Source organism: Blastococcus deserti (genome assembly GCF_042682525.1).
GTDB lineage: Bacteria > Actinomycetota > Actinomycetes > Mycobacteriales > Geodermatophilaceae > Blastococcus_B > Blastococcus_B deserti.
Genome location: NZ_JBHUHP010000014.1, coordinates 56,310 through 81,318 on the forward strand (window position 1 = coordinate 56,310; position 25,009 = coordinate 81,318).

23 protein-coding genes are annotated in these 25,009 nt (G+C 75.1%); 12 read left to right on the forward strand and 11 right to left on the reverse strand.

Annotated features, from left to right (window positions below; translation table 11 throughout):
* Window positions 1–166 precede the first annotated feature (166 nt).
* Window positions 167–1,294: an MFS transporter gene (locus ACFSHS_RS14025; RefSeq protein WP_376877080.1), complete on the forward strand. Its 1,128-nt coding sequence runs from the start codon at window positions 167–169 to the stop codon at window positions 1,292–1,294.
* Here the strand turns inward: ACFSHS_RS14025 and yczE are convergent.
* The 3 genes from yczE to ACFSHS_RS14040 form a co-directional block, all read right to left on the reverse strand.
* Window positions 1,251–1,913 carry a membrane protein YczE gene (gene yczE, locus ACFSHS_RS14030; protein ID WP_376877083.1) on the reverse strand — a complete coding sequence of 221 codons (663 nt, stop codon included), beginning with the start codon at window positions 1,911–1,913 and terminating at the stop codon, window positions 1,251–1,253. The two genes, ACFSHS_RS14025 and yczE, sit on opposite strands and share 44 nt — an antisense overlap.
* 98 nt (window positions 1,914–2,011) lie before the next feature.
* Complete coding sequence (gene larC, locus ACFSHS_RS14035) at window positions 2,012–3,217, reverse strand: nickel pincer cofactor biosynthesis protein LarC (RefSeq protein ID WP_376877086.1); 1,206 nt, start codon at window positions 3,215–3,217, stop codon at window positions 2,012–2,014.
* Between the two features lie 107 nt (window positions 3,218–3,324).
* Complete coding sequence (locus ACFSHS_RS14040) at window positions 3,325–4,143, reverse strand: putative hydro-lyase (protein ID WP_376877089.1); 819 nt, start codon at window positions 4,141–4,143, stop codon at window positions 3,325–3,327.
* Window positions 4,144–4,298: 155 nt separating this feature from the next.
* Here ACFSHS_RS14040 and ACFSHS_RS14045 point away from each other — a divergent pair, with 155 nt between their 5' ends.
* From ACFSHS_RS14045 to ACFSHS_RS14060, 4 genes are read left to right on the forward strand one after another with little or no spacing between them, the layout of a single operon-like run.
* The gene (locus tag ACFSHS_RS14045) at window positions 4,299–5,537 is read left to right on the forward strand and encodes an NRAMP family divalent metal transporter (protein WP_376877092.1); all 1,239 of its coding nucleotides are present in this window, start codon (window positions 4,299–4,301) and stop codon (window positions 5,535–5,537) included.
* Window positions 5,538–5,553: 16 nt separating this feature from the next.
* On the forward strand, window positions 5,554–6,306 hold the full coding sequence (locus ACFSHS_RS14050) for a LamB/YcsF family protein (RefSeq protein ID WP_376877095.1): 753 nt from the start codon (window positions 5,554–5,556) through the stop codon (window positions 6,304–6,306).
* A complete protein-coding gene (locus ACFSHS_RS14055) occupies window positions 6,306–6,920 on the forward strand; it encodes a 5-oxoprolinase subunit B family protein (RefSeq protein ID WP_376877098.1) in 615 nt (204 codons plus the stop codon). The genes ACFSHS_RS14050 and ACFSHS_RS14055 overlap by 1 nt, the downstream gene beginning before the upstream one ends.
* A complete protein-coding gene (locus ACFSHS_RS14060; RefSeq protein WP_376877101.1) occupies window positions 6,917–7,780 on the forward strand; it encodes a 5-oxoprolinase subunit C family protein in 864 nt (287 codons plus the stop codon). Before ACFSHS_RS14055 ends, ACFSHS_RS14060 begins: the two co-directional genes overlap by 4 nt.
* 110 nt (window positions 7,781–7,890) lie before the next feature.
* Here the strand turns inward: ACFSHS_RS14060 and ACFSHS_RS14065 are convergent, their stop codons facing one another.
* Together ACFSHS_RS14065 and ACFSHS_RS14070 are read right to left on the reverse strand one after the other, a co-directional pair.
* The gene (locus ACFSHS_RS14065) at window positions 7,891–10,608 is read right to left on the reverse strand and encodes a diguanylate cyclase domain-containing protein (protein ID WP_376877104.1); all 2,718 of its coding nucleotides are present in this window, start codon (window positions 10,606–10,608) and stop codon (window positions 7,891–7,893) included.
* Window positions 10,609–10,733: 125 nt separating this feature from the next.
* A complete protein-coding gene (locus tag ACFSHS_RS14070) occupies window positions 10,734–12,416 on the reverse strand; it encodes a GGDEF domain-containing protein (protein ID WP_376877107.1) in 1,683 nt (560 codons plus the stop codon).
* A gap of 113 nt (window positions 12,417–12,529) precedes the next feature.
* Here ACFSHS_RS14070 and pheA point away from each other — a divergent pair, with 113 nt between their 5' ends.
* A complete protein-coding gene (pheA, locus tag ACFSHS_RS14075) occupies window positions 12,530–13,483 on the forward strand; it encodes a prephenate dehydratase (RefSeq protein ID WP_376877110.1) in 954 nt (317 codons plus the stop codon).
* A gap of 63 nt (window positions 13,484–13,546) precedes the next feature.
* Here pheA and ACFSHS_RS14080 read toward each other — a convergent pair whose 3' ends face one another.
* The 4 genes from ACFSHS_RS14080 to ACFSHS_RS14095 all read right to left on the reverse strand — a co-directional run bounded on the left by ACFSHS_RS14080 (window position 13,547) and on the right by ACFSHS_RS14095 (window position 18,099).
* Entirely contained in the window at window positions 13,547–15,661 is a 2,115-nt protein-coding gene (locus ACFSHS_RS14080) for an MMPL family transporter (protein ID WP_376877113.1), read from the reverse strand.
* Window positions 15,662–15,878: 217 nt separating this feature from the next.
* A complete protein-coding gene (locus ACFSHS_RS14085; protein ID WP_376877116.1) occupies window positions 15,879–16,217 on the reverse strand; it encodes a GroES family chaperonin in 339 nt (112 codons plus the stop codon).
* Between the two features lie 89 nt (window positions 16,218–16,306).
* Window positions 16,307–16,669: a metallopeptidase family protein gene (locus ACFSHS_RS14090; RefSeq protein ID WP_376877119.1), complete on the reverse strand. Its 363-nt coding sequence runs from the start codon at window positions 16,667–16,669 to the stop codon at window positions 16,307–16,309.
* A complete protein-coding gene (locus ACFSHS_RS14095; RefSeq protein ID WP_376877122.1) occupies window positions 16,666–18,099 on the reverse strand; it encodes a GuaB1 family IMP dehydrogenase-related protein in 1,434 nt (477 codons plus the stop codon). Before ACFSHS_RS14095 ends, ACFSHS_RS14090 begins: the two co-directional genes overlap by 4 nt.
* Window positions 18,100–18,457: 358 nt before the next feature.
* On the opposite strand from ACFSHS_RS14095, the gene serS reads away from it, so the two are divergent.
* Genes serS through ACFSHS_RS14110 form a run of 3 tightly spaced genes read left to right on the forward strand, consistent with a single transcriptional unit; the run spans window position 18,458 to window position 21,488 of the window.
* On the forward strand, window positions 18,458–19,759 hold the full coding sequence (gene serS, locus ACFSHS_RS14100; protein ID WP_376877125.1) for a serine--tRNA ligase: 1,302 nt from the start codon (window positions 18,458–18,460) through the stop codon (window positions 19,757–19,759).
* Window positions 19,756–20,673: an HAD family hydrolase gene (locus tag ACFSHS_RS14105; protein WP_376877128.1), complete on the forward strand. Its 918-nt coding sequence runs from the start codon at window positions 19,756–19,758 to the stop codon at window positions 20,671–20,673. The genes serS and ACFSHS_RS14105 overlap by 4 nt, the downstream gene beginning before the upstream one ends.
* 11 nt (window positions 20,674–20,684) lie before the next feature.
* Window positions 20,685–21,488, forward strand: a complete 804-nt coding sequence (locus tag ACFSHS_RS14110) for an HAD family hydrolase (RefSeq protein WP_376877131.1) — start codon at window positions 20,685–20,687, stop codon at window positions 21,486–21,488.
* 27 nt (window positions 21,489–21,515) lie between these two features.
* On the opposite strand, the gene ACFSHS_RS14115 is transcribed toward ACFSHS_RS14110, so the two are convergent.
* Window positions 21,516–22,073 (reverse strand): bacterial proteasome activator family protein, encoded by a 558-nt coding sequence (locus tag ACFSHS_RS14115; RefSeq protein ID WP_376877134.1) that lies wholly within the window; start codon window positions 22,071–22,073, stop codon window positions 21,516–21,518.
* 127 nt (window positions 22,074–22,200) lie between these two features.
* On the opposite strand from ACFSHS_RS14115, the gene ACFSHS_RS14120 reads away from it, so the two are divergent.
* From ACFSHS_RS14120 to ACFSHS_RS14130, 3 genes are read left to right on the forward strand one after another with little or no spacing between them, the layout of a single operon-like run.
* Window positions 22,201–22,728: a COG4315 family predicted lipoprotein gene (locus tag ACFSHS_RS14120; protein ID WP_376877137.1), complete on the forward strand. Its 528-nt coding sequence runs from the start codon at window positions 22,201–22,203 to the stop codon at window positions 22,726–22,728.
* Window positions 22,729–22,751: 23 nt separating this feature from the next.
* Entirely contained in the window at window positions 22,752–23,315 is a 564-nt protein-coding gene (locus tag ACFSHS_RS14125) for a sigma-70 family RNA polymerase sigma factor (RefSeq protein ID WP_376877140.1), read from the forward strand.
* Entirely contained in the window at window positions 23,312–23,941 is a 630-nt protein-coding gene (locus tag ACFSHS_RS14130; protein WP_376877143.1) for a zf-HC2 domain-containing protein, read from the forward strand. The genes ACFSHS_RS14125 and ACFSHS_RS14130 overlap by 4 nt, the downstream gene beginning before the upstream one ends.
* 12 nt (window positions 23,942–23,953) lie before the next feature.
* Here ACFSHS_RS14130 and ACFSHS_RS14135 read toward each other — a convergent pair whose 3' ends face one another.
* On the reverse strand, window positions 23,954–24,946 hold the full coding sequence (locus ACFSHS_RS14135) for an NAD(P)H-quinone oxidoreductase (RefSeq protein ID WP_376877146.1): 993 nt from the start codon (window positions 24,944–24,946) through the stop codon (window positions 23,954–23,956).
* Window positions 24,947–25,009 lie beyond the last annotated feature (63 nt).

Genomic DNA, 25,009 nt, shown 5'->3' on the forward strand with positions numbered 1-25,009 from the left:
GGCGGTGCTCGGACAGCTCGGTTCGTCGCCGTCACGGTAATCGAGCGCCGGCCCGAAATCGGCTGCGGCCGCTGGTCGTCAGCGTTAGCCTCCGCACATGCCGTTCCGTTGACGCCCGTCCCCGAACGCACTTCCTCCCGCCGCCCGGCCCCTGGCGCGCCTGGCGGTGAGCTGGACCGCGCTGTCCGAGCTGGTGCCGCTCTATCCGCTCTACGCGCTGCTCTTCTTCGACCACGGCCTCTCCGGCGCGCAGGTCTCGGGCCTGTTCGCCCTGTGGTCGGTCACCTCCCTCGTCACCGAGGTGCCGGCCGGAGCGCTGGCCGACCGGTGGTCCCGCCGCGGTGTCGTCGTCCTGGCGGGGGTTCTGCAGGCCGTCGCGTTCGCGGTGTGGACGGGGGCGCCGGGACCGGGCGCCTTCGCCGTGGGCTTCGTCCTCTGGGGCCTCTCCGGTGCGCTGGTCTCGGGTGCGTCCGAGGCCCTGGTGTACGACGGGCTGGCCGCCGTCGGCGCCGCCGGGTCCTACGCCCGCGTCAACGGCTGGATGACGTCGGCCGAGCTCCTGGTGCAGGTGCCGACCGCCGTCGCGGCCAGCGTGCTGTTCGCCGTCGGCGGCTACGCGCTGGTCGGCTGGGTCAGTGCCGGCGTCTGCCTGGCCGCCGCGGCCCTCGCCCTCCGGTTCCCCGAGGCGCCCCGGACGGCCGGGGACGGGGACGACGTCCCGCTGTGGCAGGGCGTCGGCGAGGCACTGCGTTGTCCGGCGCTGCGCTGGGCCGTGCTCGCTGCCGCGCTGGTCGGGGGCCTGGACGGGGTGGAGGAGTACTTCCCCGTGCTGGCGGCGGACTGGGGCGTCCCCGTCTCCGCCGTCCCGGTCGCCGTGCTCGGTATCGCCCTGGCCGGGGCCGCCGGTGCCGCGCTCGGCGGCCGGGCCGACCGGCTGCCCACCCGGGCGCTGCTGGCCCTGCTCGGCGTGGCCGGTGTCTGCCTGGCGGTGGCGGCGGTCTGGGCCCGGCCGGCGGCCCTGGCCGTGGCGGCGGTCTTCTACGGCCTCTACCTGGCGGTGCTCGTGGTGGCCGAGGCGCGGCTGCAGGCGCGGATCACCGGGCCGCACCGGGCGACGATCACGTCGGTCGCCGGCCTGGGGATCGAGGTGGCGTCGCTGCTCGTGTTCGCCGCATGGGCGCTGGGCGGCGCCGTCGCCGTCGCGCTCCTCGTGCTCGCCGTCGTCCCGGTGGTCGCCCGCGGACTGCGGGTCAGGGCGCCTGCGGCACCGGCTCTCGACCTGCCGGCGCGGTGAGGTCGACCGACAGCCGGGGGAGCAGCACGTGCACCAGCGGACCGATGGTCACGGCGTAGAGCACCGTGGCCATCCCCAGGGTGCCCCCCAGCAGCCAGCCGAGTGCCACCACGACAACCTCCAGCGACGTCCGGACCAGACGCAGGGATCGACCGGTCCGGCGCACCAGGCCGGTCATGAGCCCGTCGCGGGGGCCGGGTCCCAGGTGCACGCCGATGTACGCGGCGGTCGCCACGGCGTTGAGGACGATGGCCGCCGGGACGAACGCGATCCGGACGCCGAGCGGCAGCGAGGACGGCAGCACGGCCAGTGCCGCGTCGAGAGCGAGCCCGACGCCCACGACGTTGCTCACCGTTCCCACGCCCGGTCGTTCCCGGAGCGGGATCCAGGCCAGCAGCACGAGTGCCCCGACGACGACGACCACGGTGCCGAGCGACCACTCCAGCTGGCGGGCGAGCCCCTGGTGGAGCACGTCCCACGGGATCACGCCGAGTTCGGACCGCACCAGCATCGCCATCGAGAGCCCGTAGAGGGCCAGTCCGGCGCAGAGCTGGACCACGCGGCGGGGCAGGCGCCGGCCGCTCCGCGGGCGGGACCGGGTCCGGAAGAAGCGGGGCACCCCCCTACCCTGCGGCAGCCGGTCGCCCGATGCATGCGGGCCACTCCGGGAAAGTGGCCCAGGTGCCGTCTCCGCCGACGGCCGGCCCACCGGTGGACCTACCCGCCGGCACCCCGGTCGTCCGTGCCGCGACCGGCGGGGTACGCCGCCTCGGCGGCCGCGGTGGCGGCCCGCAGGACCTCCTTGACCGGCAACTGGCGGGACCCGGCCAGCGCGGCGACGTCCTCGTACTCGACGCTCACGTTGACCACCCGGCCGTCGGAGACCGCGACCTTCACGCCGACCCGGCCACCGAGCACCGCCACCGAGGTCTGGATCCGCTCGAGGGCCACCTTGCCGACGGGCACGACACGCATGCCGATGGTCGACGTCGTCGCGAACACCGCCGCCTGCACCGACGCCAGGGCGTCGACGGGGCACAGGACCGACAGGGTGTGCGCGGGCCGGCCCTTCTTCATCAGGATCGGGGTCAGCCAGGCGTCGGACGCGCCGGCGGCGAACAGGGCGTCGAGGACGGCGGGCCACAGCCGCGGGTCCAGGTCGTCGATGTTCGTCTCCAGGACCACCGGGCCCGCCGGCTGGAGCTCCGACGGCACGCCCAGGACCAGCCGGACGACGTTGGGCAGCTCGGCCGGGTCGCGCCCGCCGGCGCCCGTCCCCACCCGCTCCACCCGCATCGGCGGCAGCGTCGTCCACTCGGTCACCCGGGCCGCCACCAGCGCGGCGCCGGTGGGGGTGCACATCTCGGCGGGCACGGCGCCGGCCGTCACCGGCACCCCGGCCAGCAGCTCGAGCACGGCCGGCCCCGGGACGGGGACGACACCGTGCGCGCCGCGGGCCGAGCCGCTGCCCAGGGCCACCGGCGACGCCGTCAGCCGGTCCAGCCGCAGGTGCTCGAAGCCGGCCACCACGCCCACGACGTCGGCCAGGGCGTCCAGCGCGCCGACCTCGTGGAAGTGCACGTCCTCGGGGGGGACGCGGTGCACGCGGCCTTCGGCGACCGCCAGCCGCTCGAACACCGCGAGCGCGCCGTCCCGGACCGGCTCGGGGAGGGCGGCCCCCACCAGCAGGCGGCGGACGTCGGCCCAGGTCCGGTGCTCCGGCGACGCAGGCGCGTGGACGTGCACCCGGGTGGCGCCGAGGCCGTGCCGGGTCGTCCGCTCCGCCACCAGGCGGATCGGCTCGACCGGCAGCGCAGCCACCGCGGCGGCCGGCACGTCGAGCGGCACCCCGGCGTCGACGAGCGCGCCCAGCAGCATGTCGCCGGAGGCACCTGCGGACAGGTCGAGCCAGCCGATGGTCACCGGCCGATCCTCTCAGGCGCCGCTCCCCGTTGATCATCGGCAGGTGGCTGCCCGACACGCCGCGGGCGGCAGCCGTCCGACGATGATCGACCGCCGGAGGCGGCGAGTCACTCCCGGTAGGCCGCGTCCGGGACGTCGGTGACGAACATGTGCCCCGGCGCGTGGGTGAGGGCGAACGGCGGGCGCGACGCCATCAGCGCCGCCTGCGGGGTGACGCCGCAGGCCCAGAACACCGGGACGTCGCCGTCGGCGACGTCCACCGGGTCGCCGAAGTCGGGCCGCCCCAGGTCGGCGATGCCCAGGGACGACGGTGCGCCGACGTGCACGGGCGCGCCGTGCACCTGCGGCATGCGTGCGGTCACCTGCACCGCGGTGGCGACGAGCTCGGCCGGTACCGGGCGCATCGACACCACGAGGGGCCCGGACAGCCGTCCGGCCGGCCGGCAGGCGCGGTTCGTGCGGTACATCGACACGTTGCGGCCCTGCTCGATGTTGCGGACCGGTACGCCGGCGTCCAGCAGGGCGGTCTCGAAGCTGAAGCTGCAGCCGATGAGGAACGCGACCAGGTCGTCGGTCCACAGGGAGGTCACGTCCGTGGGCTCGTCGGCCAGCTCGCCGTCCCGCCACACCCGGTACCTGGGCAGGTCGGTGCGGAGATCGGCGTCCGGGGCGAGCACGGTGCGGAACGAGCCGGGGTCGGTCACGTCCAGCAGCGGCACCGGCCGGGGGTTGCGCTGCCCGAACAGCAGCATGTCGTACGCCCAGTCCCGGGGCACCACGACGAGGTTGGCCTGCGTGAAGCCCGGTGCCTCCCCGGAGGTGGGGACCGCGAGGCCCGCGCGGTAGCGGGCCCGGGCGTCGGCCGGTGTCCGGCCGGCGGCCAGGGCCGGAGAACCCGCGGCGGAGACGGCGGCGGAGGCGGTCACGGGAGGCTCCTCGGGACGGCTCGTATTGCCGGGCCAACGACTCGAACCTACGGTCGGCGACCACCGGGCGGAAGACCACCGCCGCCTGCCCCCGAGACCGATCCGCGGTACGTCCCGATCCACCGGCCGAGCCCCCGCGGGCTCCAGGAGTGCGCATGTCGGACCGTCCGGACCAGCCCGTCGCCACGGCGCCGTCGGGGCGGCTCGCGTCGAGCACGCGCTCGACCCTGCTCGGCGCGATGTTCCTCATGGCGACCTCGGCCATCGGCCCCGGTTTCATCACCCAGACGACGGCCTTCACCGTGCAGCTGGGCGCCGCGTTCGCCTTCGCGATCGCCGTCTCGATCGTCATCGACATCGCGCTGCAGCTGAACGCGTGGCGGGTCATCGGCGTCACCGGCCGACGCGCCCAGGAGCTCGGCAACCTCGTCCTCCCGGGGCTCGGCTGGGTGATGGCCGGTTTCCTGCTCGTCGGCGGCCTGGTGTTCAACGTCGGCAACGTGAGCGGCGCGGGGCTGGGCACCGATGCGATGTTCGGGCTCGACCCGAAGATCGGGGGCGCGGTGTCGGCGCTCATCGCGATCGGCATCTTCCTCAGCAGGCGGGCCGGGGTGGCCGTCGACCGGATCGTGGTCTTCCTCGGGCTGCTGATGATCGGCCTGACCGCGTACATCGCGATCACCTCCGGGCCACCGGTCGGGGAGGCCCTGAAGAACGTCGTCCTGCCCGAGGAGATCTCCTTCCTGGCGATCACGACCCTGGTGGGCGGCACGATCGGCGGATACATCGTCTACGCGGGCGCCCACCGGCTGCTCGACTCGGGTGTCACGGGGCCGGCGCACATCCGCGGGATCACCCGCGGTTCCATCACCGGCATCGTGATCACCGGGATCATGCGGGTGATCCTCTTCCTGGCCATCCTCGGCGTGGTGACGGGCGGCGCCGACCTCGGCCAGGAGAACCAGGCTGCGAACGCGTTCCAGCAGGCGGCCGGCGAGATCGGCCTGCGCGTCTTCGGCGTCGTCCTGTGGGCGGCCTCGATCACCAGCGTGATCGGTGCCTCCTACACCTCGGTCTCCTTCGTGACCTCACGGACGCGGACCAGCGACCGCACCCGCACCATCCTGGTCTGCGCCTTCATCGCGGTCACGACGCTCGCCTTCGTTCTGGCCGGCGCCGCACCCACGACCCTGCTGGTGTTCGCCGGCGCGTTCAACGGGCTGCTGCTGCCCATCGGCATCGCCGTGCTGCTGTGGGTGGCCACCCGGCGGGCCGACCTCTTCCACGGCTACCGGTACCCGCGGTGGCTGCTGGCCGTGGGGTGGACCGCCTGGCTGCTGACCATCTACCTGGCGGTCAACTCCGTCCGCCCGGTGATCGAGCTGTTCTCGTGAGGGAGGAGCGCGGCCGGTGGACCTGAACTCCGACCTCGGCGAGGGGTTCGGGCAGTGGACCCTCGGTGACGACGACGCGCTGCTCGACGTGGTGACCAGTGCCAACGTCGCCTGCGGTTTCCACGCGAGCGACCCCTCGATCATGCGGCGCGTGTGCGCGCGGGCCGTCGGGTCCGGCGTCGCGATCGGTGCCCAGGTCGGCTACCGCGACCTGCCCGGGTTCGGTCGGCGCTTCATCGACATCGAGCCGGACGCGCTCACCGCGGACGTGCTCTACCAGATCGGCGCCCTGGAGGCCTTCGCCCGCGTGGCCGGCTCCCGGGTCCGCTACGTCAAGCCGCACGGCGCCCTCTACAACGCGATCGTCCACCACGAGGAGCAGGCGGCGGCCGTGGTCGCCGCGGTCGTCGCCTACGACCGGACGCTGCCGGTCCTGGGCCTGCCGGGATCGGCGTGGCTGCGCCTCGCGGGGGACGCCGGCCTCCGCGTGGTGCACGAGGCCTTCGCCGACCGGGCGTACACGCCCGAGGGCACGCTGGTCTCCCGCCGGCTGCCGGGGGCGGTGCTCCACGACCCGGACGAGATCGCCCGGCGCTGCGTCGCGATGGCCGCGGGCGAACCGATCCAGGACGTCGAGGGCGGGAGCCTGACCCTCCGCCCGGAGTCCATCTGCGTCCACGGCGACACCCCCGGCGCGGTGGGCATCGCCCGCACGGTGCGCGAGGCGCTGACCGCGGCCGGGGTGGCCCTGACCCCCTTCGCACCCTGATGCGGATCCTGCCCAGCGGCAGCACCGCGCTGCTGGTGGAGCTGGCGGACCTGGACGCCGTCCTGGGGCTGTACGCCGCCCTCGCCGAGGAGCCGCCCGAGGGCGTGGTCGACGTCGTGCCGGCCGCCCGCACCGTGCTGCTGATCACCGATCCGGCACGGACCTCCCTGGCCGCGGTGGCCGACGCGGTCCGCCGAACGACGCCGCGCGAGGGTGCCCGGAGCGGCGACGAGGTGGTCGAGCTCCCGGTGCACTACGACGGGGAGGACCTCGCGGAGGTCGCCCGGCTGCTGGCCGTCACCAGCGAGGAGCTGGTGCACCGGCACACCGGCCGTGAGTGGACCGTCGCCTTCTGCGGCTTCGCCCCCGGCTTCGGATATCTCACGCAGCCGGGCGGGCAGTGGGACGTACCCCGCAGGTCGACACCGCGCACCCGCGTGCCACCGGGCTCCGTCGCCCTGGCCGGGGAGTTCAGCGGCGTGTACCCCCGCGAGTCACCCGGTGGATGGCAGCTGATCGGCCGCACCGACGTCGCCGTCTTCGACCTCGACCGGGACCCCCCGGCGCTGCTGCGCCCCGCCGTCAGGGTGCGCTTCGTCGAGGCCGGAAGATGACCCGTGCCCTCAGGGTCCTGGCAGCCGGGCCCCTGACGACGGTGCAGGACGCCGGCCGGCCCGGGCAGGGAGCACTGGGCATCGGCCGCTCCGGCGCCTGCGACCGGGCGGTGTTCCGGCAGGCCAACCGGCTCGCCGGCAATCCGGAGGACACCGCGGCGCTGGAGGTGACCTTCGGCGGGCTGGCGGTGCGGGTGGAGGCCGACCTGCTGGTGGTCACGACCGGCGCCCGGTGCGCGGGGCCCTTCCCCCATGCCTCCCCGACTCCGCTGCGGCGCGGCGCCGAGCTGCGGCTGGGACCGCCCGGCACCGGACTGCGCACCTACCTGGCGGTGCGGGGCGGCATCGACGTGCCCCCGGTCCTCGGCTCCCGGGCGACCGACGTCCTGTCGGGGCTGGGCCCGGCGGTGGTCGCGGACGGCGACGTGCTGCCGGTCGGTGCACCGATCCGGCCGCTGCCTGGCGTCGACCTCGCGCCGGTCCCGGAGATCCCCGGCGGGGAGGTGACCGTCGCCGTCCTGCCCGGCCCGCGGGCGGACTGGTTCGGAGAGGCGGGCTGGGCGGCGCTCACCGGGCAGACGTGGACGGTGACCGACGAGAGCAACCGCGTCGGCCTGCGCCTGGACGGGACGCCGCTGGAGCGCGTGCGCGGCGGTGAGCTGCCGAGCGAGGGCATGGTGCGGGGGGCGCTGCAGGTGCCGCCGTCGGGCCTGCCCGTGCTGTTCCTGGCCGACCATCCCGTCACCGGCGGCTATCCCGTGATCGGCTACGTGGCCGACGAGCCGATCCGCAGCGACGTCGACCGGTGCGGACAGCTCCGGCCCGGGCAGACGCTGCGGTTCAGGGCCGCCCCGTCCTGAGCCCACGTCGATCGAGCCCCTCGCGGGCGACCATCGTGCTCGTGCCGCCCTGCTCCGGCGTGTCGCACCGTGTCGGTGCCACGACTGGACGATCGACCACGGAGGGAACCTCAGCGGTGCGCTCTGCGGGCCACCCGCGCGGCGAAGACCCCGGCCGGGTACCCGTTGTCGATGGTGCTCACCGCAACGCCGGGCGCGGCCGAGTTCAGCATCGTCACGAGCGCGCCCAGACCCGCGAGGGCGTTCGGGGCCCCGGCCGACGTCGGCACCGCCACCACCGGGACGTCGGACACGGCACCCACCACGGCGGCCAGCGACGCGTCCATGCCGGCGACGACGACGAGGCAGTCGGCGTCGGCGAACGGGGCGCCGTCCGCCAGCACGGCGCGGATCCGGCTCCCGGCGAGGTCGTCGACCCGCACGGCCTCGGTGCCGGCCACCCGCGCGACGAACGCCGCCTCGGCCGCTACCGGCGTGTCGGCACCCCCGGCGCAGAGCACGCGCACGCGGCCCACCGGCTCGGGCACGGGGCCGACCGCCGCGGCCATCGCGGCCGCGTCCATCGTCGTGTAGGCGTCGTGCTCGCCGGCCACCGCCACCAGCGTCTCGGCCGCGGCGCGCAGCACGAGGACCGGGCGGTCGGGGTGCTCCCGGCGGGCCTCCCGGACCAGGGCGAGGACCTGCTCGGTGGTGCGGCCGGTGGCCCAGACGACCTCCGGCTCGACCACGGGCACGGAGCGGCGGGCGGGGGCGGGCTCCGCGACAGGGGCCGGCGCGGGCCGGGCCGGTAGCGGACCGAGCAGCGGCTCCGTGGCGCTGCCCGTGCCCAGCGGCGGGTCGGCCGGGCGCCGCTCCACGAGGAGCGGTGCGAACCCGGCCGCGTCCTCGGGCTCCGGACGGGCGGAGGGCGGGGCAGGCGCCGCGGCGGGGACCGCGACCTCCGCGGGGACGGCCTCCAGCGCGTCGCCGGTGCCCGTGGCGTTCCCCTCCGCGGGGCGCGCGCTGGCCGGGGGGCGCCCGAACAGCTCGTCCAGCGGGCTGGACCCCGGCGCCCGGGTCTGGGTCACCCCGGACAGCCGGACGACGCGGTCACGGCCGCTGCGCTTGGCGTCGTAGAGCACGCCGTCGGCGGCGGCGAACAGCGTCCGCCGGTCGTCGCCGCGGGCCGCGGAGGCGATCCCCACGCTGATCGTGACCGGCACGTCGAGGCCCAGCTCCGCCCAGTCGTAGGTCGCGACCTTGCGGCGCGTGCGCTCCAGTGCCCGCTCGGCCTGCTCGGCCGTGGTGTCGGGCAGCAGGATCACGTACTCGTCGCCGGCCCACCGGCATACCTCGTCGGTGTCGCGGACGCCGGCGATCAGCAGCTCCGCCACGGTGCGCAGAACCGCGTCGCCGCCCGGATGGCCGATGGCGTCGTTGATGGACTTGAACCGGTCCACGTCGACCACGGCGAGCGCCGGAGCCGCGCCACTGGACAGCAGCCCGTCCAGCCGGGCCTCGGCGTAGCGCCGGTTGGGCAGGTGCGTGAGCGGGTCCTCGTAGGCCTGCCGGCGGAGCTGGCCGGCGGCGCGCTCGGTCTCCAGCAGGCTCTTGCGCCGGCCGAACAGCTCCACCCAGCGGGTCCGCCGCTCGTCCACCCGGTCCAGCTCGTCGGCGAGGTAGGCCTGCAGGTAGGGCAGCGCCCGGCCGGCGTCGTCCAGCTCGGCGTGCAGCGTGCACAGCTCGCGGAGGGCGGCCCGGCGCAGCCGGGGCAGGCCGTGCTCGGTGGCCAGGTTGAGGGCCGAGACCAGGTGCTCGTCGGCCTCACCCACGTCGCCCTGCCGGCGCAACGCGCGGCCCAGCGCGAGCTGCGCCGAGGCCAGTTGCGCGCGGTCGGCGGTCGCCGACGTGATGCGGACGGCGGCGCGCAGGGGGCCGACGGCGGCGGCGTGCTCGCCCAGCCCGACGAGCGCCCAGCCGTGCACCACCTGCGCGGTCACGATCCCGGGGCTGTCCGGCGGGAAGAGCTCGAGGGCCTTCTCGGCGAGGGTGCGGGCCTCGGCGAAGTGCGGCTCGGCCGACTCCGGCACGCCGTCGTCCAGCAGACCCTCGCCGAGTTCCGCGCACAGCTCGCCGAGCGTGGTCGCCGTGGTGGCGACCAGCACGTCCGGATCACCGGCCTCCGGGCCCAGCGCGCCGGGGTCGGCGGCGGCGGTTCTCGCCGCCTCGTGCGCGCGCCGCTGGTAGTCCAGCGCCAGCGGCATCAGCTCGAGGTCGGCGAGCACGCCGGCGAGGGTGCCGAGGGTGTCGACCAGCAGGGCGCTCGGCGGCAGGACGGGGTCGAGCAGGCTGGCGGCCTCGACCGCCTCGTCCATGGCCGCGTCGATGCGCCGGGAGAGCAGCTCGATCCGTGCGTGCCGGGCGAGGCCCGCGGCGCGCTGCAGGTCGTCGTCGGAGGCGTCGAACGCCGCCTTCGCCGACCGGACCAGCGCGATGGCCAGCGCGGCCCGAGCGGCGGACTCCGAGCGCGGGTCGGTGCCCTCCCCGGGAGCGGACCCACCGGTGCCCTCGATGAGGTCGGCCACCCCGGCGTGCAGGTCGAGGGCCTCCTCCGACGACGAGTCGGCGGTCACCGGGTCGCCGACGAGGGTGAAGCCGGCGACGCGGAGGCGGCGCACGAGCAGCTCGGCCCGCAGGGTGTCGGCCCAAGCCTTGCCCAGCGAGGGGCGGGTCGCCTCGGCGGCGCCGTCGGCCGGCTCGGCGGCGACGTAGGGCGACGGTTCCCGCTCGACACCGGCGAGCAGTTCCTCGGCGTCGTCGAGCTGCCAGTTGGCCAGGGCGGTGGTCACCCGATGATGCAGGGCTCCGGGCGGCACGAGCGCACTGTGCACGGAGTCGGTCCCGGTGTCGAGCACATGTTCGGGAACGCGCCGTCCCGCGTCCACCACGTCCCACCCGCCCCAGGCGGACCGCGTCACGCCGGCGCCCCGCCGTCGGTGGACGGCTCCTCGCCGGGTGTCCCGGAGGGCGCCCGGACCCGGTTGCGGCCGCTGCGCTTGGCCGAAAACAGGTTCAGGTCGGCGGTGTCGAACAGCGCCCGCCACCCCACGACGGTCGCCGGCTCGCCCTCCTCGACGGTGGGCGCGGTCGCCACGCCAATGCTGACGGTCACCGGCACCGGGAGGAGATCGGTCCAGTCCGCCGTGGCGACCGCCGACCGCAGCCGCTCCATCACCAGGACCGCCTGCGCCTCGGTCGCGCCGGGCAGGACGACGAGGAACTCGTCACCGGCCCACCGGTACACCTCGTCACCGGTGCGGCTGTGCTCGCGCAGCAGGTCGGCCACCCGGCGCAGGACGGCGTCGCCGTGGGTGTGGGAGGTGTCGTCGTTGACCTCCTTGAACCGGTCGACGTCGACGACCGCCAGCGACAGCGGTTCCTCGCCCAGCCGCAGCGCACCCAGCCGCCGCTCGGCACTGCGGCGGTTGCCGAGCCCGGTGAGCGGGTCCTCGAGCGCGTGCCGGCGCAGCACGGCCGCCTGCCGCGCGGCCTCGCGGAGCCGGCTGCGGCGGACGAACATCTCCGCCCACATCTCCCGGCCCCGGGAGTGCGCCCGGCTGGTGTCGGCGCGGTAGGCCTCCAGCCAGTGCAGCGCCTCGGCCGGCCGGCCCAGGTCGGCGGAGTTCTGGCCCAGCTCCAGCAGGCACTGCCGGTAGCGGCGCCGGTCGCCCGACGCGACGAAGGCACCGGCCGCGTCGACGAGCAGCCCGGTGGCCTCCTCGGCGAATTCCTCGTCGTCGTCGCGCTGGGCGATCCGCACCAGCAGCCGGGCGAGCACCAGGTCGGTGTACCCGCGCAGCCACAGGCCGCCGCGCTCCTGCACCCGCCGGCGGACCCGCCGCAGCGGACCCAGCGCGCTGTCGAGGTCGTCGGTGCAGGTCAGGGCCCACGCCTGGACGACGTCGAGCAGGTCGGCGTCGGCCGGGTCGGGCTCCCACGCCATCTCCCGCGCCTCGGTGGCCTGGGCGATGGCGACGGTCGCCAGGGCGCGGGCGCGGTCGGTGTCGCCCCGGCGGCGCAGGGTCTGGGCCAGCTCGGCGTGCTGCTGGGCCGACAGCTGCAGCAGCTGCCACTGGTCGGCCAGGTCGGGGAGCACGGCGGCGATCCGGTGGCCCCGGACGGCGTGGGAGACGGCCAGTTCCTCGAGGTCCAGGCCCGACAGGGTCAGCGACAGCCACCGGTGAGCCTGGTGCAGGGCGCGGGAGGGCTCGCCCGCGGTCGAGCCCTCGGTGAGGAGGCTGGCGTCGACGGCGAGCAGCATCGCGGCGTCGAAGTGGTCGGCCGTGACCTCGACGTGGGCCAGGTAGGCGAGGGCCAGCGCGGACTCCGCCGACGGCGGGCACTTGTCGAGGGCCTCGCGCGCGGCGGAGACCGCCTCGACCGCCGCCTCCGGATCGCTCTCGATCAGGGCCCGGCGGGCGGCGAGCGCACGCCCCCACGCCGTCCACCGCGCGTCGGTGGAGCCCGCGAAGGCGTCCCCGACGTCGTCGAGCACCGTGACGAAGGTGGTGGAGTCGTCCCGGGAGCTGGCGTCCAGCAGGCGCCACAGCACGGTCGAGAGGTCGTCCGGGGCGACACGGGCCGGGCTGGGACTCACGTGCTCCCTCCATGGACGGGTCGGCCAGCCGTCGCGCGGCCGGGGCTGCCGGTGACGAGGCAGTTCCCCCGGGCCGGACACCTGCTCCGACCCGCCCGCACTACCCTCGTCGGATGCCCGGGAAGCTCTCCAGTACGTCTCCGACGCGGTTCGCCTATCTCGGGCCCGAGGGTACCTTCGCCGAGGCGGCGCTCCGGACCGCCGTTGCCTCCTCGGAGGGAGCGAGGTACCCCCAGCCGAGTGTCCCTGCGGCTCTGGCCGCCGTCCGTTCGGGGGACGCGGACGCCGCGCTGGTGCCGATGGAGAACTCCGTCGAGGGCTCGGTCCCGGCGACGATGGACGGGCTGGCCGACGGCCGGCCGCTGGTGATCACCCGCGAGGTCTTCCTCGACGTGTCGTTCGTGCTCGCCGTCCGGCCCGGCACGGAGCTGGCCGACGTGCGCTCGCTGGCCAGCCATCCGCACGCCCTCGCGCAGACGGCCGGCCGGCTCGCGGAGCTGCTGCCGGGCGTCGTCCCGCTGCCCACGTCGTCCACCGCGGGGGCCGCCGAGGCGGTCGCGGCCGGGCAGTACGACGCCGCCGTCTGCGCACCGATCGCCGCCGAGCGCTACGGGCTGGCGGCGCTGGTCGAGGACGTCGCCGACCGCCCGGGAGCCGTCACCCGGTTCGTCCTGGTCGAGCCCTCCGGTGCCCTCCCGGCGCCCACGGGCAACGACAAGACCTCGCTGGTGGCCGTGGTGGGGGACCGCACCGGCGCGCTGCTGGACCTGCTGAGCGAGTTCGCCGTGCGGGGGATCTCGCTGACCCGCATCGAGTCGCGGCCCACCCGGGAGCGCCTGGGCGTCTACTCCTTCTCCCTCGACTGCGAGGGGCACGTCGCCGACCGGCGGGTGGGGGAGGCGCTGGCCGCGCTGCACCGGGTCTGCGACGACGTCCGCTTCCTCGGCTCCTACGCCCGGGCCGACGGCCGGGAGAACAAGCCGGTGCCCGGGACGGCCGCCGATGCGGCGTTCGCCGAGGCCGAGGCATGGCTGGCCGGGATCCGCGCCGGGGCCTCACCCGGTTGATCATCGGCCTCCAGCTGGTCGACACGCGGGAGCGGCCGGCCACGCGCCGATGATCGACCGGGCTCAGACCCGCTCGAGCTCCCGCTCCGGCCGGGCGCCCGCCGGTCCCTTCGCCAGCCGGCTGGGCCACCAGACGCGGTCGCCGATGATCGCCACGGCGGCCGGCACGACCAGCGACCGGACGACGAAGGTGTCCAGCAGCACGCCGAAGCCGACCAGGAACGCCACCTGCGCGAGGAACAGCACCGGCAGGACGGCGAGCGCGCCGAAGGTCGCCGCCAGCACCAGCCCGGCGGAGGTGATGACACCACCGGTCACCGCCAGCGCGCGCAGCACCCCGTCGCGGGTGCCGTGGCGGGCGGACTCCTCCCGGGCCCTGGTCATCAGGAAGATGTTGTAGTCGATCCCGAGCGCGACGAGGAACACGAAGGCGATCAGCAGGATCGTCGGGTCGCTGCCCGGGAAGCCGAACACGCTCTCGAACAGCAGCGCGGCCACGCCGACCGTCGCCCCGACGCTGAGCACCACCGTCGCGACCAGGAGGACGGGCGCCACGAGCGAGCGCAGCAGCAGCCCGAGCACGACGAGGATGACCGCCAGGACGCTTGGGATGATCACCCCGAGGTCGCGGGCCGCGCTCTCGCGGGCGTCGAGGTTGGCGGCGGTCTCCCCGCCGACGATCGCCTCGGGGTCGGCGTCGTCGAGCGCCGTCCGCAGCTCCTGCACCGCTTCGTTGGCCTCGGTGCTGTCCGGCGGCACGTCCAGCGTGGCGTCGAGCCGCACGAGGCCGTCGACGACGACCGGCGGCGCGAAGGGCACCGGCTGCGGGCCGACGTACGGGACCACCGAGGCGACGCCGTCGGTCGCCGCGGCCACCTCGGCCACCTCGGGCCACGTCTCCTCGGGCGTGACGATGATCGTCGGGCTCGCGGTGCCCGCCTCGAAGTGCCGGGCCAGCGCCTCCTGCCCGTCGACCCCGTTGGACTCGCCCTGGATGACGTCGGAGATCGCGATGCCCTCGGCCTCGTAGGTGGGGGCGAAGACCGCGGCGGCGATCAGGGCGGCGAGGCTTGCGCCCAGCACCCGGCGAGGACGGCGGCCCACCAGCCGGGCCACCGCCTGCCAGCCGCCGCCGCGCCGCGGCTCGCTGCCGTAGTTCGGGCGGAACGGCCAGAAGGCGGCGCGGCCGAGCAGGAGCAGGGCCGCCGGCAGGAAGCTCAGGGCGGCGAGGACGGCGAGGACGACGCTGACCGCCGAGATCGGGCCGAGGCCACGGTTGGACCCGAGGTCGGACAGCAGCAGGCAGAGCACGCCGAGGACGACGGTGGCCCCCGAGGCGACGATCGGCTCCCACGACCGGCGCAGTGCCGTGCGCATGGCGGCGTACTTCGACTCCTCGCGCCGCAGCTCCTCGCGGAAGCGCGCCACCAGCAGGAGCCCGTAGTCCGTGGCGGCGCCGACGACGAGGATCGCGGCGATGCCCTGGCTCTGCCCGTTCACGGTGATGACGCCGGCGTCGGCCAGCAGGTAGGCGAGCGCGTTGGCGGCGGTCAGGGCGAGACCGGCGGTCCCGATGACCAGCAGCGGCAGCAGCGGGCTGCGGTAGACGACCAGCAGAATGATGAGGACGACGCCGAAGGCGGCGAGCAGCAGCAACCCGTCGATGCCCTCGAAGACGGCGGAGAAGTCGGCGAAGATGCCGGCCGGCCCCGTGACGAACGAATCCGTGCCGTCGAGCTCGATCGCCGCGCGGAGATCCTCCACGACCGGGAGCAGGTCGTTGCTCAGGTCCGGTTCGAGGGGGAGGAAGGCCTGGACCGCCTCGCCGTCCTCGGCGGGGATCAGGGGGGTCGGGGGCGCGGCGAGCGCGCCGGCCGCCTCCGCGACCTCCGTGGCGGCGCGCAGCCGCTCGCCGATGGCGGTGAGGCCGGCCTCGTCGAGGCCGTCGGTGTCCTCCCACAGCAGCACGGCGGGGATGGACTCGACGGGCTGGAACCCGCCCTGCAGTTCCTGCACGCGGGTCGACTCGGCGCTGTCGGGCAGGAACGCGGCGATGTCGTTCTCCTGCAGGTCGGTCAGCTGCGCGCCGAGGGCCGACAGGGGTCCCGCGCTCCCGAGCCAGACGAGCAGGACGAGCGCCGGCAGGACCCACCGGGCTGTCGAGCGGGCGCGCGGCATGGGGTGGTCCTCCGTCGTCGATCAGCTCGTCGGTCGAGACGTCAGTGTGTCGCAAGGGGTGGAACCCGACCGATCGTCCGGAGGTCCTTCAGCTCGCGGACGCCTGGTGGATGCGAGACCTGACGCAGGCACCCGCGGCTCCGGCTGCCCGGGTGGATGTGCGCTGATCGTGCTCGTGGCCGCCCATCACCACGGTCGGCGCACGGTGGTGGCGGCCTCAGAGGTAGAGGCCGGTGGACTCCTCGATGCGCTCGGCGGCGACGGCGTGCACGTCGCGCTCGCGCAGGATGATCAGGTCCTCGCCGTGCACCTCGACCTCGTGCTGGTCCTCGGGGGAGAAGAGGACCTGGTCGCCGACCTTCACCTGCCGCACCGAGGCGCCGACCCCGCGGGCCTCGCCCCAGACCAGGCGCTTGGCCACCTGCGCGGTCGCGGGGATCAGGATGCCGCCGCTGGAGCGTCGGTCGCCGTCCTCCTTGCGCAGCGCGACCAGGATGCGGTCGTGCAGCATCTTGATCGGCAGCTTGCCGGTCGCTGACGCGATGTCGTCGGGCACGTCGTCCAACGCTACCCGCCCGGCCTTTCCGGCTTTCCGTACCGGAAGCTGAGCGGGGACCGCCCGCTTTCCGTACCGGAAGCTGCGATTCAGGCCCAGCCGAGGTCGTGGAGGCGGTCGTCGTCGATGCCGAAGTGGTGCGCGATCTCGTGGACGACGGTGATCGTGACCTCCTCGACGACGTCGTCCTCGGTCTCACAGATGTCGCAGATGGCCTCGCGGTAGATCATGATCCGGTCGGGCAGCTCGCCGCCGTACTGCCAGCCGCGCTCGGTCAGCGCGAATCCCTCGTAGAGGCCCAGCAGATCGGGCTCGTCGGGATTGCGGTCCTCGACGAGGACGACGACGTTGTTCATCAGCCGCATCAGGTCGGGCGGCACCTCGTCCAGGGCGTCGGCGACCAGCTCCTCGAACCGCTCCCGCGGCAGTGCCTGCAACTGGGTGGCCTTCACCAGGAGGTCGGCAGCGGCCGGCCCTCCTCGTAGCCGGCCGAGCTCTGCACCCCCAGCACGGCGCGCTCGTGGAGCTCGTCGATCGTCCGCGCGCCCGCGTACGTGCACGAGGAGCGCACCCCGGCGACGATCTGGTCGACGAGGTCCTCGACGCCGGGCCGGGCCGGGTCCAGGTACATCCGGGACGACGAGATGCCCTCCTCGAACAGCCCGGCGCGGGCGCGGTCGAACCCCGACTGGGACGACGTCCGGGCCTTCACGGCCCGGGCCGAGGCCATGCCGAACGACTCCTTGTAGAGCCGGCCGGACCCGTCGTCGTGGATGTCGCCGGCGGACTCGTAGGTGCCGGCGAACCAGGAACCGACCATCACGTTGGCCGCGCCGGCGGCCAGCGCGAGCGCGATGTCGCGGGGGTGGCGGACGCCGCCGTCGGCCCACACGTGCTTGCCCAGCTCCCGGGCGGCCGCCGCGCACTCCTCCACGGCGGAGAACTGCGGCCGGCCGACGCCGGTCATCATCCGCGTGGTGCACATGGCCCCGGGGCCGACGCCCACCTTGACGACGTCGGCGCCGGCCTCGACCAGGTCGCGGGTCCCGTCGGCGGTCACCACGTTGCCGGCGACGACGGGGGTCACCCCGGCCACCGAGCGCACGGCCCGCACGGCCTCGACGGCCTTCTCCTGGTGCCCGTGCGCGGTGTCCACGACGAGGACGTCGACCCCGGCCGCGAGCAGCGCGGCCGCCTTGCCGACCACGTCGCCGTTGATGCCGACCGCGGCGGAGGTGAGCAGGTGGCCCTCGGCGTTGACCGCGGGGGTGTAGAGCGCCGACCGGAGGGCGCCCTTGCGGGTGATCACGCCGACGAGGCGGTCGCCCTCGACGACCGGGGCGGCGCTCACCCGCTCGCCGGAGAGCACGTCGAAGATCTTCGGCAGGTCCGTGCCGGCCGGGATGGTGAGGGGCTCGGCCGTCATGACCTGCGAGAGCTGGGTGAAGCGGTCCACGCCCTGGCACTGCCCGTCGGTGACGACGCCGGCGGGGGAACCGTCCTCGACCACGACCACGATGCCGTGCGCCCGCTTGGTGAGCAGGGCCAGTGCCTCACCGACCGTGGACGTGGGGGCGAGCGTGATGGCGGTGTCGTAGACGGGGTGCCGCGCCTTGATCCACGACACGACCTCGCTGACGACGTCCACCGGGATGTCCTGCGGCAGGACCGCCAGGCCGCCGCGGCGAGCCACCGTCTCGGCCATCCGCCGTCCGGAGATCGCGGTCATGTTGGCCACGACGACCGGGATGGTCGTCCCCACCCGGTCCGGCGTGGTCAGGTCCACCTCGAGCCGGGAACCGACGGCCGACCGGTTCGGGACCATGAAGACGTCGGCGTAGGTGAGGTCGTGGGCGGGGCGGACATCCCCGAGGAAACGCATGACCGCATTGTCCCGCAAAGACTTCCGGCACCGGTGGATCCGCACGGTCCCGCCCCCCGGACGGCTCGGAGAGTCTTCCGTGGGAGCTCTGCCTCTGCCCACCGTGGTGGGCAGAGGCAGAGCGTGCGGCGCACCTCCCCCAGGTCGCACCGGGAAAGGCCGCGGCAGCGGCCAGCACGGAGGTCGCGTCCGCGAGGTGCTCGCGTTCCCTGGGTGGTCGCGTCCCCGAGGTGGCCGCGCCGCCGTCCGCCCTGCCGGGGAGGCCGGCCGGGTCGTAGCGGCCGTCGCGGCACTGCTCGGCGTCCCGCGAGGAGCTCGGGCGAGGCGGCTCCCGCGGCGCCCCACCTACGATCAGGGGGTGATCGACCTCCGACTCGTGCGCGAGAACCCCGACGTCGTCCGTGCCAGCCAGCGGGCACGGGGCGCCGACGAGTCCCTCGTCGACGAACTGCTGAAGGCCGACGCCGCCCGCCGCGAGGCGGTCAAGCGGGCCGATGACCTGCGCGCGGAGCAGAAGAGCGCCTCCCAGGCGGTGAAGAAGGCGACGCCGGAGGAGCGGCCCGCCGTGCTCGACCGGGCCAAGGCCCTGGCCGCCGAGGTCAAGGAGGCCGAGGACGCGCAGCGCGCCGCCGACGCCGCCCTGCGCGAGGTCCACCTCAAGATCCCGAACGTGGTCGCCGACGAGGTCCCGCCCGGGGGTGAGGACGACGCGGTGACGATGCGCACCGTCGGCGAGGTGCCCGCCTACGACTTCCCCGTCCGCGACCACATCGAGATCGGCGAGACGCTCGGCGCCATCGACATGGAGCGGGGCGCGAAGGTCTCCGGCGCCCGGTTCTACTTCCTCACCGGCCCGGGGGCCCTCCTGGAGTTCGCGCTGGCCCAGGCAGCCATCAGCCTGGCCGTCGCCGCCGGCTTCACCCCCGTCATCGCTCCCGCGCTGGTCAAGCCGGAGGCGATGGAGGGCACCGGCTTCCTCGGCGAGCACGACGAGGAGGTCTACCGCGTCGAGCGCGACGACCTGTACCTCGTGGGCACCTCCGAGGTGGCGCTGGCCGGCATGCACGCCAGGGAGGTGCTCGACCTGTCGGCGGGCCCCCGCCGCTACGCCGGCTGGTCGTCCTGCTTCCGCCGGGAGGCCGGCTCCTACGGCAAGGACACCCGCGGGATCATCCGGGTGCACTGGTTCGACAAGGTGGAGATGTTCAGCTTCTGCCGGCCGGAGGAGACCCAGGCCGAGCACCTGCGGCTGCTGGCGTGGGAGGAGGAGTTCCTCCAGGCGCTCGAGCTGCCCTACCGGGTGGTCGACATCGCCGCCGGCGACCTGGGCACCAGCGCGACCCGCAAGTACGACATCGAGGCGTGGTTCCCCAGCCAGGGCACCTACCGCGAGCTCACCTCGACGTCGGACTGCACCACGTTCCAGGCCCGGCGCCTCGGCATCCGGTACCGCGACGCCGACGGGAAGCCACAGACGGCGGCGACGCTCAACGGCACGCTCTGCGCCATCGCCCGGACGATCGCCTGCCTGCTCGAGGTGCACCAGCGCGCCGACGGCTCCGTCCACGTGCCCGTGGCGCTGCGTCCCTGGCTCGGCGGAGTCGAGGCCCTCACCCCCGGGATGACGCTGACCGCGCCCGTCCCGCCGCCCGCCGCATGAGCGGAGGCCGGCCGAAGGTCCTCAAGTCCTACGGCGCCCTGCCCGATGCCGACCGTGTGATCGACCTGGGCGACTCCGTGCTGGGCTCGTGGCGGCCCAAGCTGATCGCCACCGACCTCGACGGCACCCTGCTCGACTCCGCCGGCGAGGTGAGTCCGCGCACCCGCGCCGCGCTGGAGGCCTGCTGGGACGCCGGCATCCCCGTCGTCGGCGTGACCGGCCGCGGCCCCCGCCTGCTCGACAGCGTCCGCGTAGCGCTCGACGACCGCGGCATCGCCGTCCTCGCCCAGGGCGGGTTCGTCGTCGACCTGGAGCGGAACGAGGTGCTCCGCACGGTGGGGCTGCCGCGGGAGCGGGCACAGGCGGTCATCGAGCGGATCGAGGCCGTGGCCGGGGAACTGATCGTCGCCGTGGAGGACGCGGCCGAGCAGAGCGAGGTCTTCGGGCCGCTCCGGGTGCAGCACGGGTTCGACTGGCCCTACCCCGAGCCGGCCCACCTGCTCCCGAGGCACGAGGTCCTGCCCACCGGGGCCGTCCTGAAGGTCTTCCTGCGCTCGGCCACGCTGGGGCAGGACGAGCTGCTGGCCCGGGCGAAGAGCGTCGTCGACCCGGCCGACGCCGAGGTCACCCACGCCGGGCTCGGCTTCATCGAGGTGCTCCCACCGGGCATCACGAAGGCCACCGGGCTGGCCGTCGCGCTGGAGCGCTACGGGGTCGGCTTCGGCGACGTCCTCACCTTCGGCGACATGCCGAACGACCTGCCGATGATCGCCGCGGTCACCCAGGCCGGCGGGCGCGCGATCGCCGTCGCCAACGCCCACCCCGCCGTCCGTGCGGCGACGACCGGGGTCACCAGCGGCCACGACGCCGACGGCGTCGCCCGCTATCTCGAGGCGGTCCTCGCCGATGTGTGACCGGCAGCGCGATGTCTGACTGGAGGCCCCGGCTGATCGCCAGCGACATGGACGGCACCCTCCTGCGCTGGGACGACACGGTCAGCGACGCCACGGTGGCCGAGCTGGAACGCTGGCGCGCGGACGGCGTCCCCGTCGTCCTGGCCACCGGCCGGCCACCGCGCTGGATGCGACGGATCCGTGAGGTGCTGGGTCACGGGACGGCGGTCTGCTGCAACGGCGCGGTCCTCCTCGACCTGGAGCGGTTCGAGATCATCGCGGAGGAGCCGCTGCAGCCCGACGTCCTCGAGTCGGTCACGACCGAGCTGCGCCGGCGCCGCCCCGACACCTGGTTCGCGGTCGAGTACGGGCTGGAGTTCCGGCACGAGCCCATCTACCGACCGCGGTGGGACGTCGACGCCCCCGGGGTGGCGGAGGCGTCGCTCGACGAGCTGGTGGCCCAGCCGGTCGCCAAGCTGCTGGCCCGCCACGAGACGCTGCCGCGGGACGAGTTCGTCGCGCTCGTGGAGGACGTCGTCGGCGACCGCGCCACAGTCACCCACTCCTCGACCGACGCCCTCGCCGAGATCTCGGCGCCCGGGGTCACCAAGGCCTCCGGCCTGGCGACGGTGGCCGCCCGGTACGGCGTCGGCCCGGAGGACGTCGTCGTCTTCGGGGACATGCCCAACGACATCGCCGCCTTCGAGTGGGTGCGGGCGGCCGGCGGCCGGGCCGTGGCGATGGCGCACGCCCATCCCGACCTCATGGCCGTCGCCACCGACGTCACCGGCACGAACGACGACGACGGCGTCGCCGCCTTCCTCGCCGCCCTGTGACCCTGCCCCGCCCGAGCCCGGCGGGAGTCAGAGGTACTGGCCGCCGCCGGGACGGAAGTCCGGCTGCTGAGCCGCCGTGTGGCCGCCGGGCAGCGCCCTGCGGCGGATCTCCTCGAGCTGCGCACGGGCGGCCATCTGCTGCGCGAACAGCGCCGTCTGGATGCCGTGGAAGACGCCCTCCAGCCAGCCCACCAGCTGGGCCTGCGCGATGCGCAGCTCGGCGTCCGACGGTGTCTCCCCCTCGCTGAAGGGCAGGGTGATGCGCTGGAGCTCCTCGCGCAGCTCCGGCGCCAGCCCCTCCTCCAGCTCCCGGATCGACGCGGCGTGGACGTCGCGGAGCCGGTTGCGGCTGGCGTCGTCCAGCGGCGCGGCCCGGACCTCCTCCAGCAGCTGCTTGATCATCGTGCCGATCCGCATGACCTTCGCGGGCTGCTCGACCATCTCGCCGACGCTGAGCGGGCCGTCGCTCCCGTCGTCGTCCTGCGCCGCGCCGTGCGGCATGGGCATCGTGCCGACCGGCCGCCCGTCGGGGCCGACCACGACGACCTGCTGGGGGCGTTCGCTGCCGTGTTCCGGTGCAGTCATGCCCCCATCCTGCCTCCCGGCCGACGTCGGCTGCGGCGTGGGTTGAACCGGGGGGCGTCCCGGCACGTGAACGGGAGGGACGGGGCCGGCCGGCCCGCCGGTCCCCCGCGCAGGAAGGGGCTCCGCCGTGCGCACCATCTCGCTCCGGACCACCGCGGTGGTCCTCGGTGTCCTGCTGGCGACCGGCTGTGGTTCGGACGACGGCGGCTCGGGCGGTTCCACGGGGGAACCGCGCGACGAGACATCGGCGAGCGCCCCGGACGCCGTGCTCGCCACCGCTGACAGCGACCTGGGCGAGATCGTGGTCGACGGTCAGGGCCGCACCGTCTACGTCTTCGACCGCGACACCGCCGGCGCCGGGTCCAGCGCCTGCACCGGCGCCTGCCTGGACAACTGGCCCCCGGTCACGTCGGAGGAGGCGGCGCCGGCCGTCGACGGCGTCACCGGCGACGTCGGCACGATCGAGCGGGACGACGGCACGCTGCAGGTGACCCTCGACGGGTGGCCGCTGTACCTGTTCGCCGGCGACGCGGAGCCCGGTGACACCACCGGCCAGGGGGTGCAGGGTGTGTGGTGGGTCGTCGGCCCGGACGGCGCCAGGATCACCGGTACCCCGGGCGCGGAGAGCGGCAGCGCGCCGGCGCCGGGCTACTGACCCGCCGCCAGGGAGGTCGCAGCATGGGTCCGCCCGACGCCCGTCCGGCGAGGACGCGCCGGGTGGGCGGGCGCGCGGACAGCTCCCCCGAGGACGGCCTGCGCGCGCTCTTCGACGGGCACGCCGCGGTGCTGCTGGCCTACGCCCTGCGTCTCACCGGTGGCGACCGGGCCCGGGCCGAGGACATCGTGCAGGAGACCCTCGTGCGCGCCTGGCAGCACCTGGACCGGCTGGACGAGAACGCCGGCCCGGTCCGGCCGTGGCTGTTCACGGTGGCGCAGCGGCTGGCCATCGACGCCCACCGGGCCCGGCGCGCGCGGCCGCCGGAGGCCGGCGACGCGGCGCTGGCCACCGTCCCGGCACTCGACGAGCTGGACGCGACGCTGGACCGGATCGTCGTCACCGATGCCCTCGACGCGCTCTCGCGGGAGCACCGTGCCGTGATCGTCGAGACCTACTACCGCGGGCGCAGCGTCGCCGAGGCCGCGCAGGTCCTCGGCGTCCCGCCCGGCACGGTGAAGTCGCGCTGCTACTACGCCCTGCGTGCCCTCAAGCTCGCCCTCGCCGAGCGGGGGGTGACGACGTGACGTGCTCCCGGACGCCGGAACTCGGCGGCTACGTCCTCGGCGCCCTGTCCCCTGACGAGCGGCGGCGGGTCGAGCAGCACGTCGCCGGGTGCCGGACGTGCGCCACCGAGCTGGCCGAGCTGCGGCCGCTGCCCCCGCTGCTCGACCGCGTGCACCCGGAGGACCTGGCGTCGGTCCGGGTCACGCCCTCGCCCGAGCTCTTCGACCGGGTGGCCGCGGCCGTGCGGCGTCGCCCCGAGCGCCGTACGACCAGGACGCGCGTGTGGCTGGCCGCGGCCGCGGTGGCCGTCGTCCTCGGGGCGGGCGCCGGCGGCGCGGTGTGGGCGCTGCGCGACGAGGACCGGACGTGGACGGCGTCGTCCGGGCGGTTCCAGCTCACGGTGACCGCGAGCGCGGCGGGGAAGGGCAGCGCGCTCGACATCACGGTCGCCGGGCTGGCGGTCGGCCAGGTCTGCGCCCTCGTGGTGGTGGACCGCGAGGGCGACCGGCACCCGGCGGGGGAGTGGACCGCGTCGCGGCCGGGGGAGGCGTCGTGGCGGGGGTGGACCGAGGTGGCGCCGTCGTCCCTGTCGGAGATCCTGCTGCTCGGGGACGACGGCCGGCCGCTGGTGCGCGTCGACGTCTGACCCCGCCGCCGGTCAGTCCTGGGGCAGCAGCAGGACCTTGCCGATGTGCTCGCTGGCCTCCACCACGGCGTGCGCCTCGGCGGCCCGCGACATCGGCAGCCGACGGTCCACGATCGGCCGGACGACGCCCCGCTCCACGTCGGGCCAGACGTCGTGCCGCACGGCGGCCACGATGTCGGCCTTGCCGCCCGGGCCGGTCGCCGGCCGGGAGCGCAGCGCGGTGGCGTGCACCGACGCTCGCTTGCCCAGCAGCTTGGCGATGTCGAGCTCGCCCCTCGTGCCGCCCTGCATGCCGATGATCACCAGCCGACCGCCGACGGCCAGCGCGTCGACGTTGCGGCCCAGGTACGCGGCGCCCATGTTGTCGAGGACCACGTCGACCCCGCGACCCCCGGTGGCCTCCTTCACCCGCGCGACGAAGTCCTCGTCGCGGTAGTTGATGCCCACCTCGGCGCCGAGCTCCCGGCAGACGTCGAGCTTGGCCGCCGTCCCGGCGGTGGTGAACACCCGGGCGCCCGCGCGGGCGGCGAGCTGGATGGCCATCGTGCCGATGCCGCTGGACCCGCCGTGCACGAGGAAGCTCTCGCCGCGCTTCAGCCCGGCGAGCTGGAAGACGTTGGACCAGACGGTGCACGTGACCTCGGGCAGCGCGGCCGCGGTGGCCAGCTCGACGCCGGCCGGCCGCGGGAGCAGCTGCCCGGCGGGGACGGCGACCCGCTCGGCGTAACCGCCGCCGGCCAGCAGCGCGCACACCTCGTCGCCGACCGACCAGCCGGGAACGCCCGAACCCACCTCGCTGATCACGCCGCTGCACTCGAGGCCGAGGATCTCGCTGGCCCCCTTCGGCGGCGGGTAGAGGCCCTGGCGCTGCAGCAGGTCGGCCCGGTTGACGGCGGTCGCCGCGATGTCGACGACGACCTCGCCCGGGCCGCACACCGGATCGGGAACCTCCGCCCAGGTGAGCACCTCCGGGCCACCGGGCTCGCTCACGGTCACCGCACGCATGGGCCGAACCTAGCGACCCCGGTAACGATCATGGCGCCGGAACCCCCGGACGACGTTGTCCGG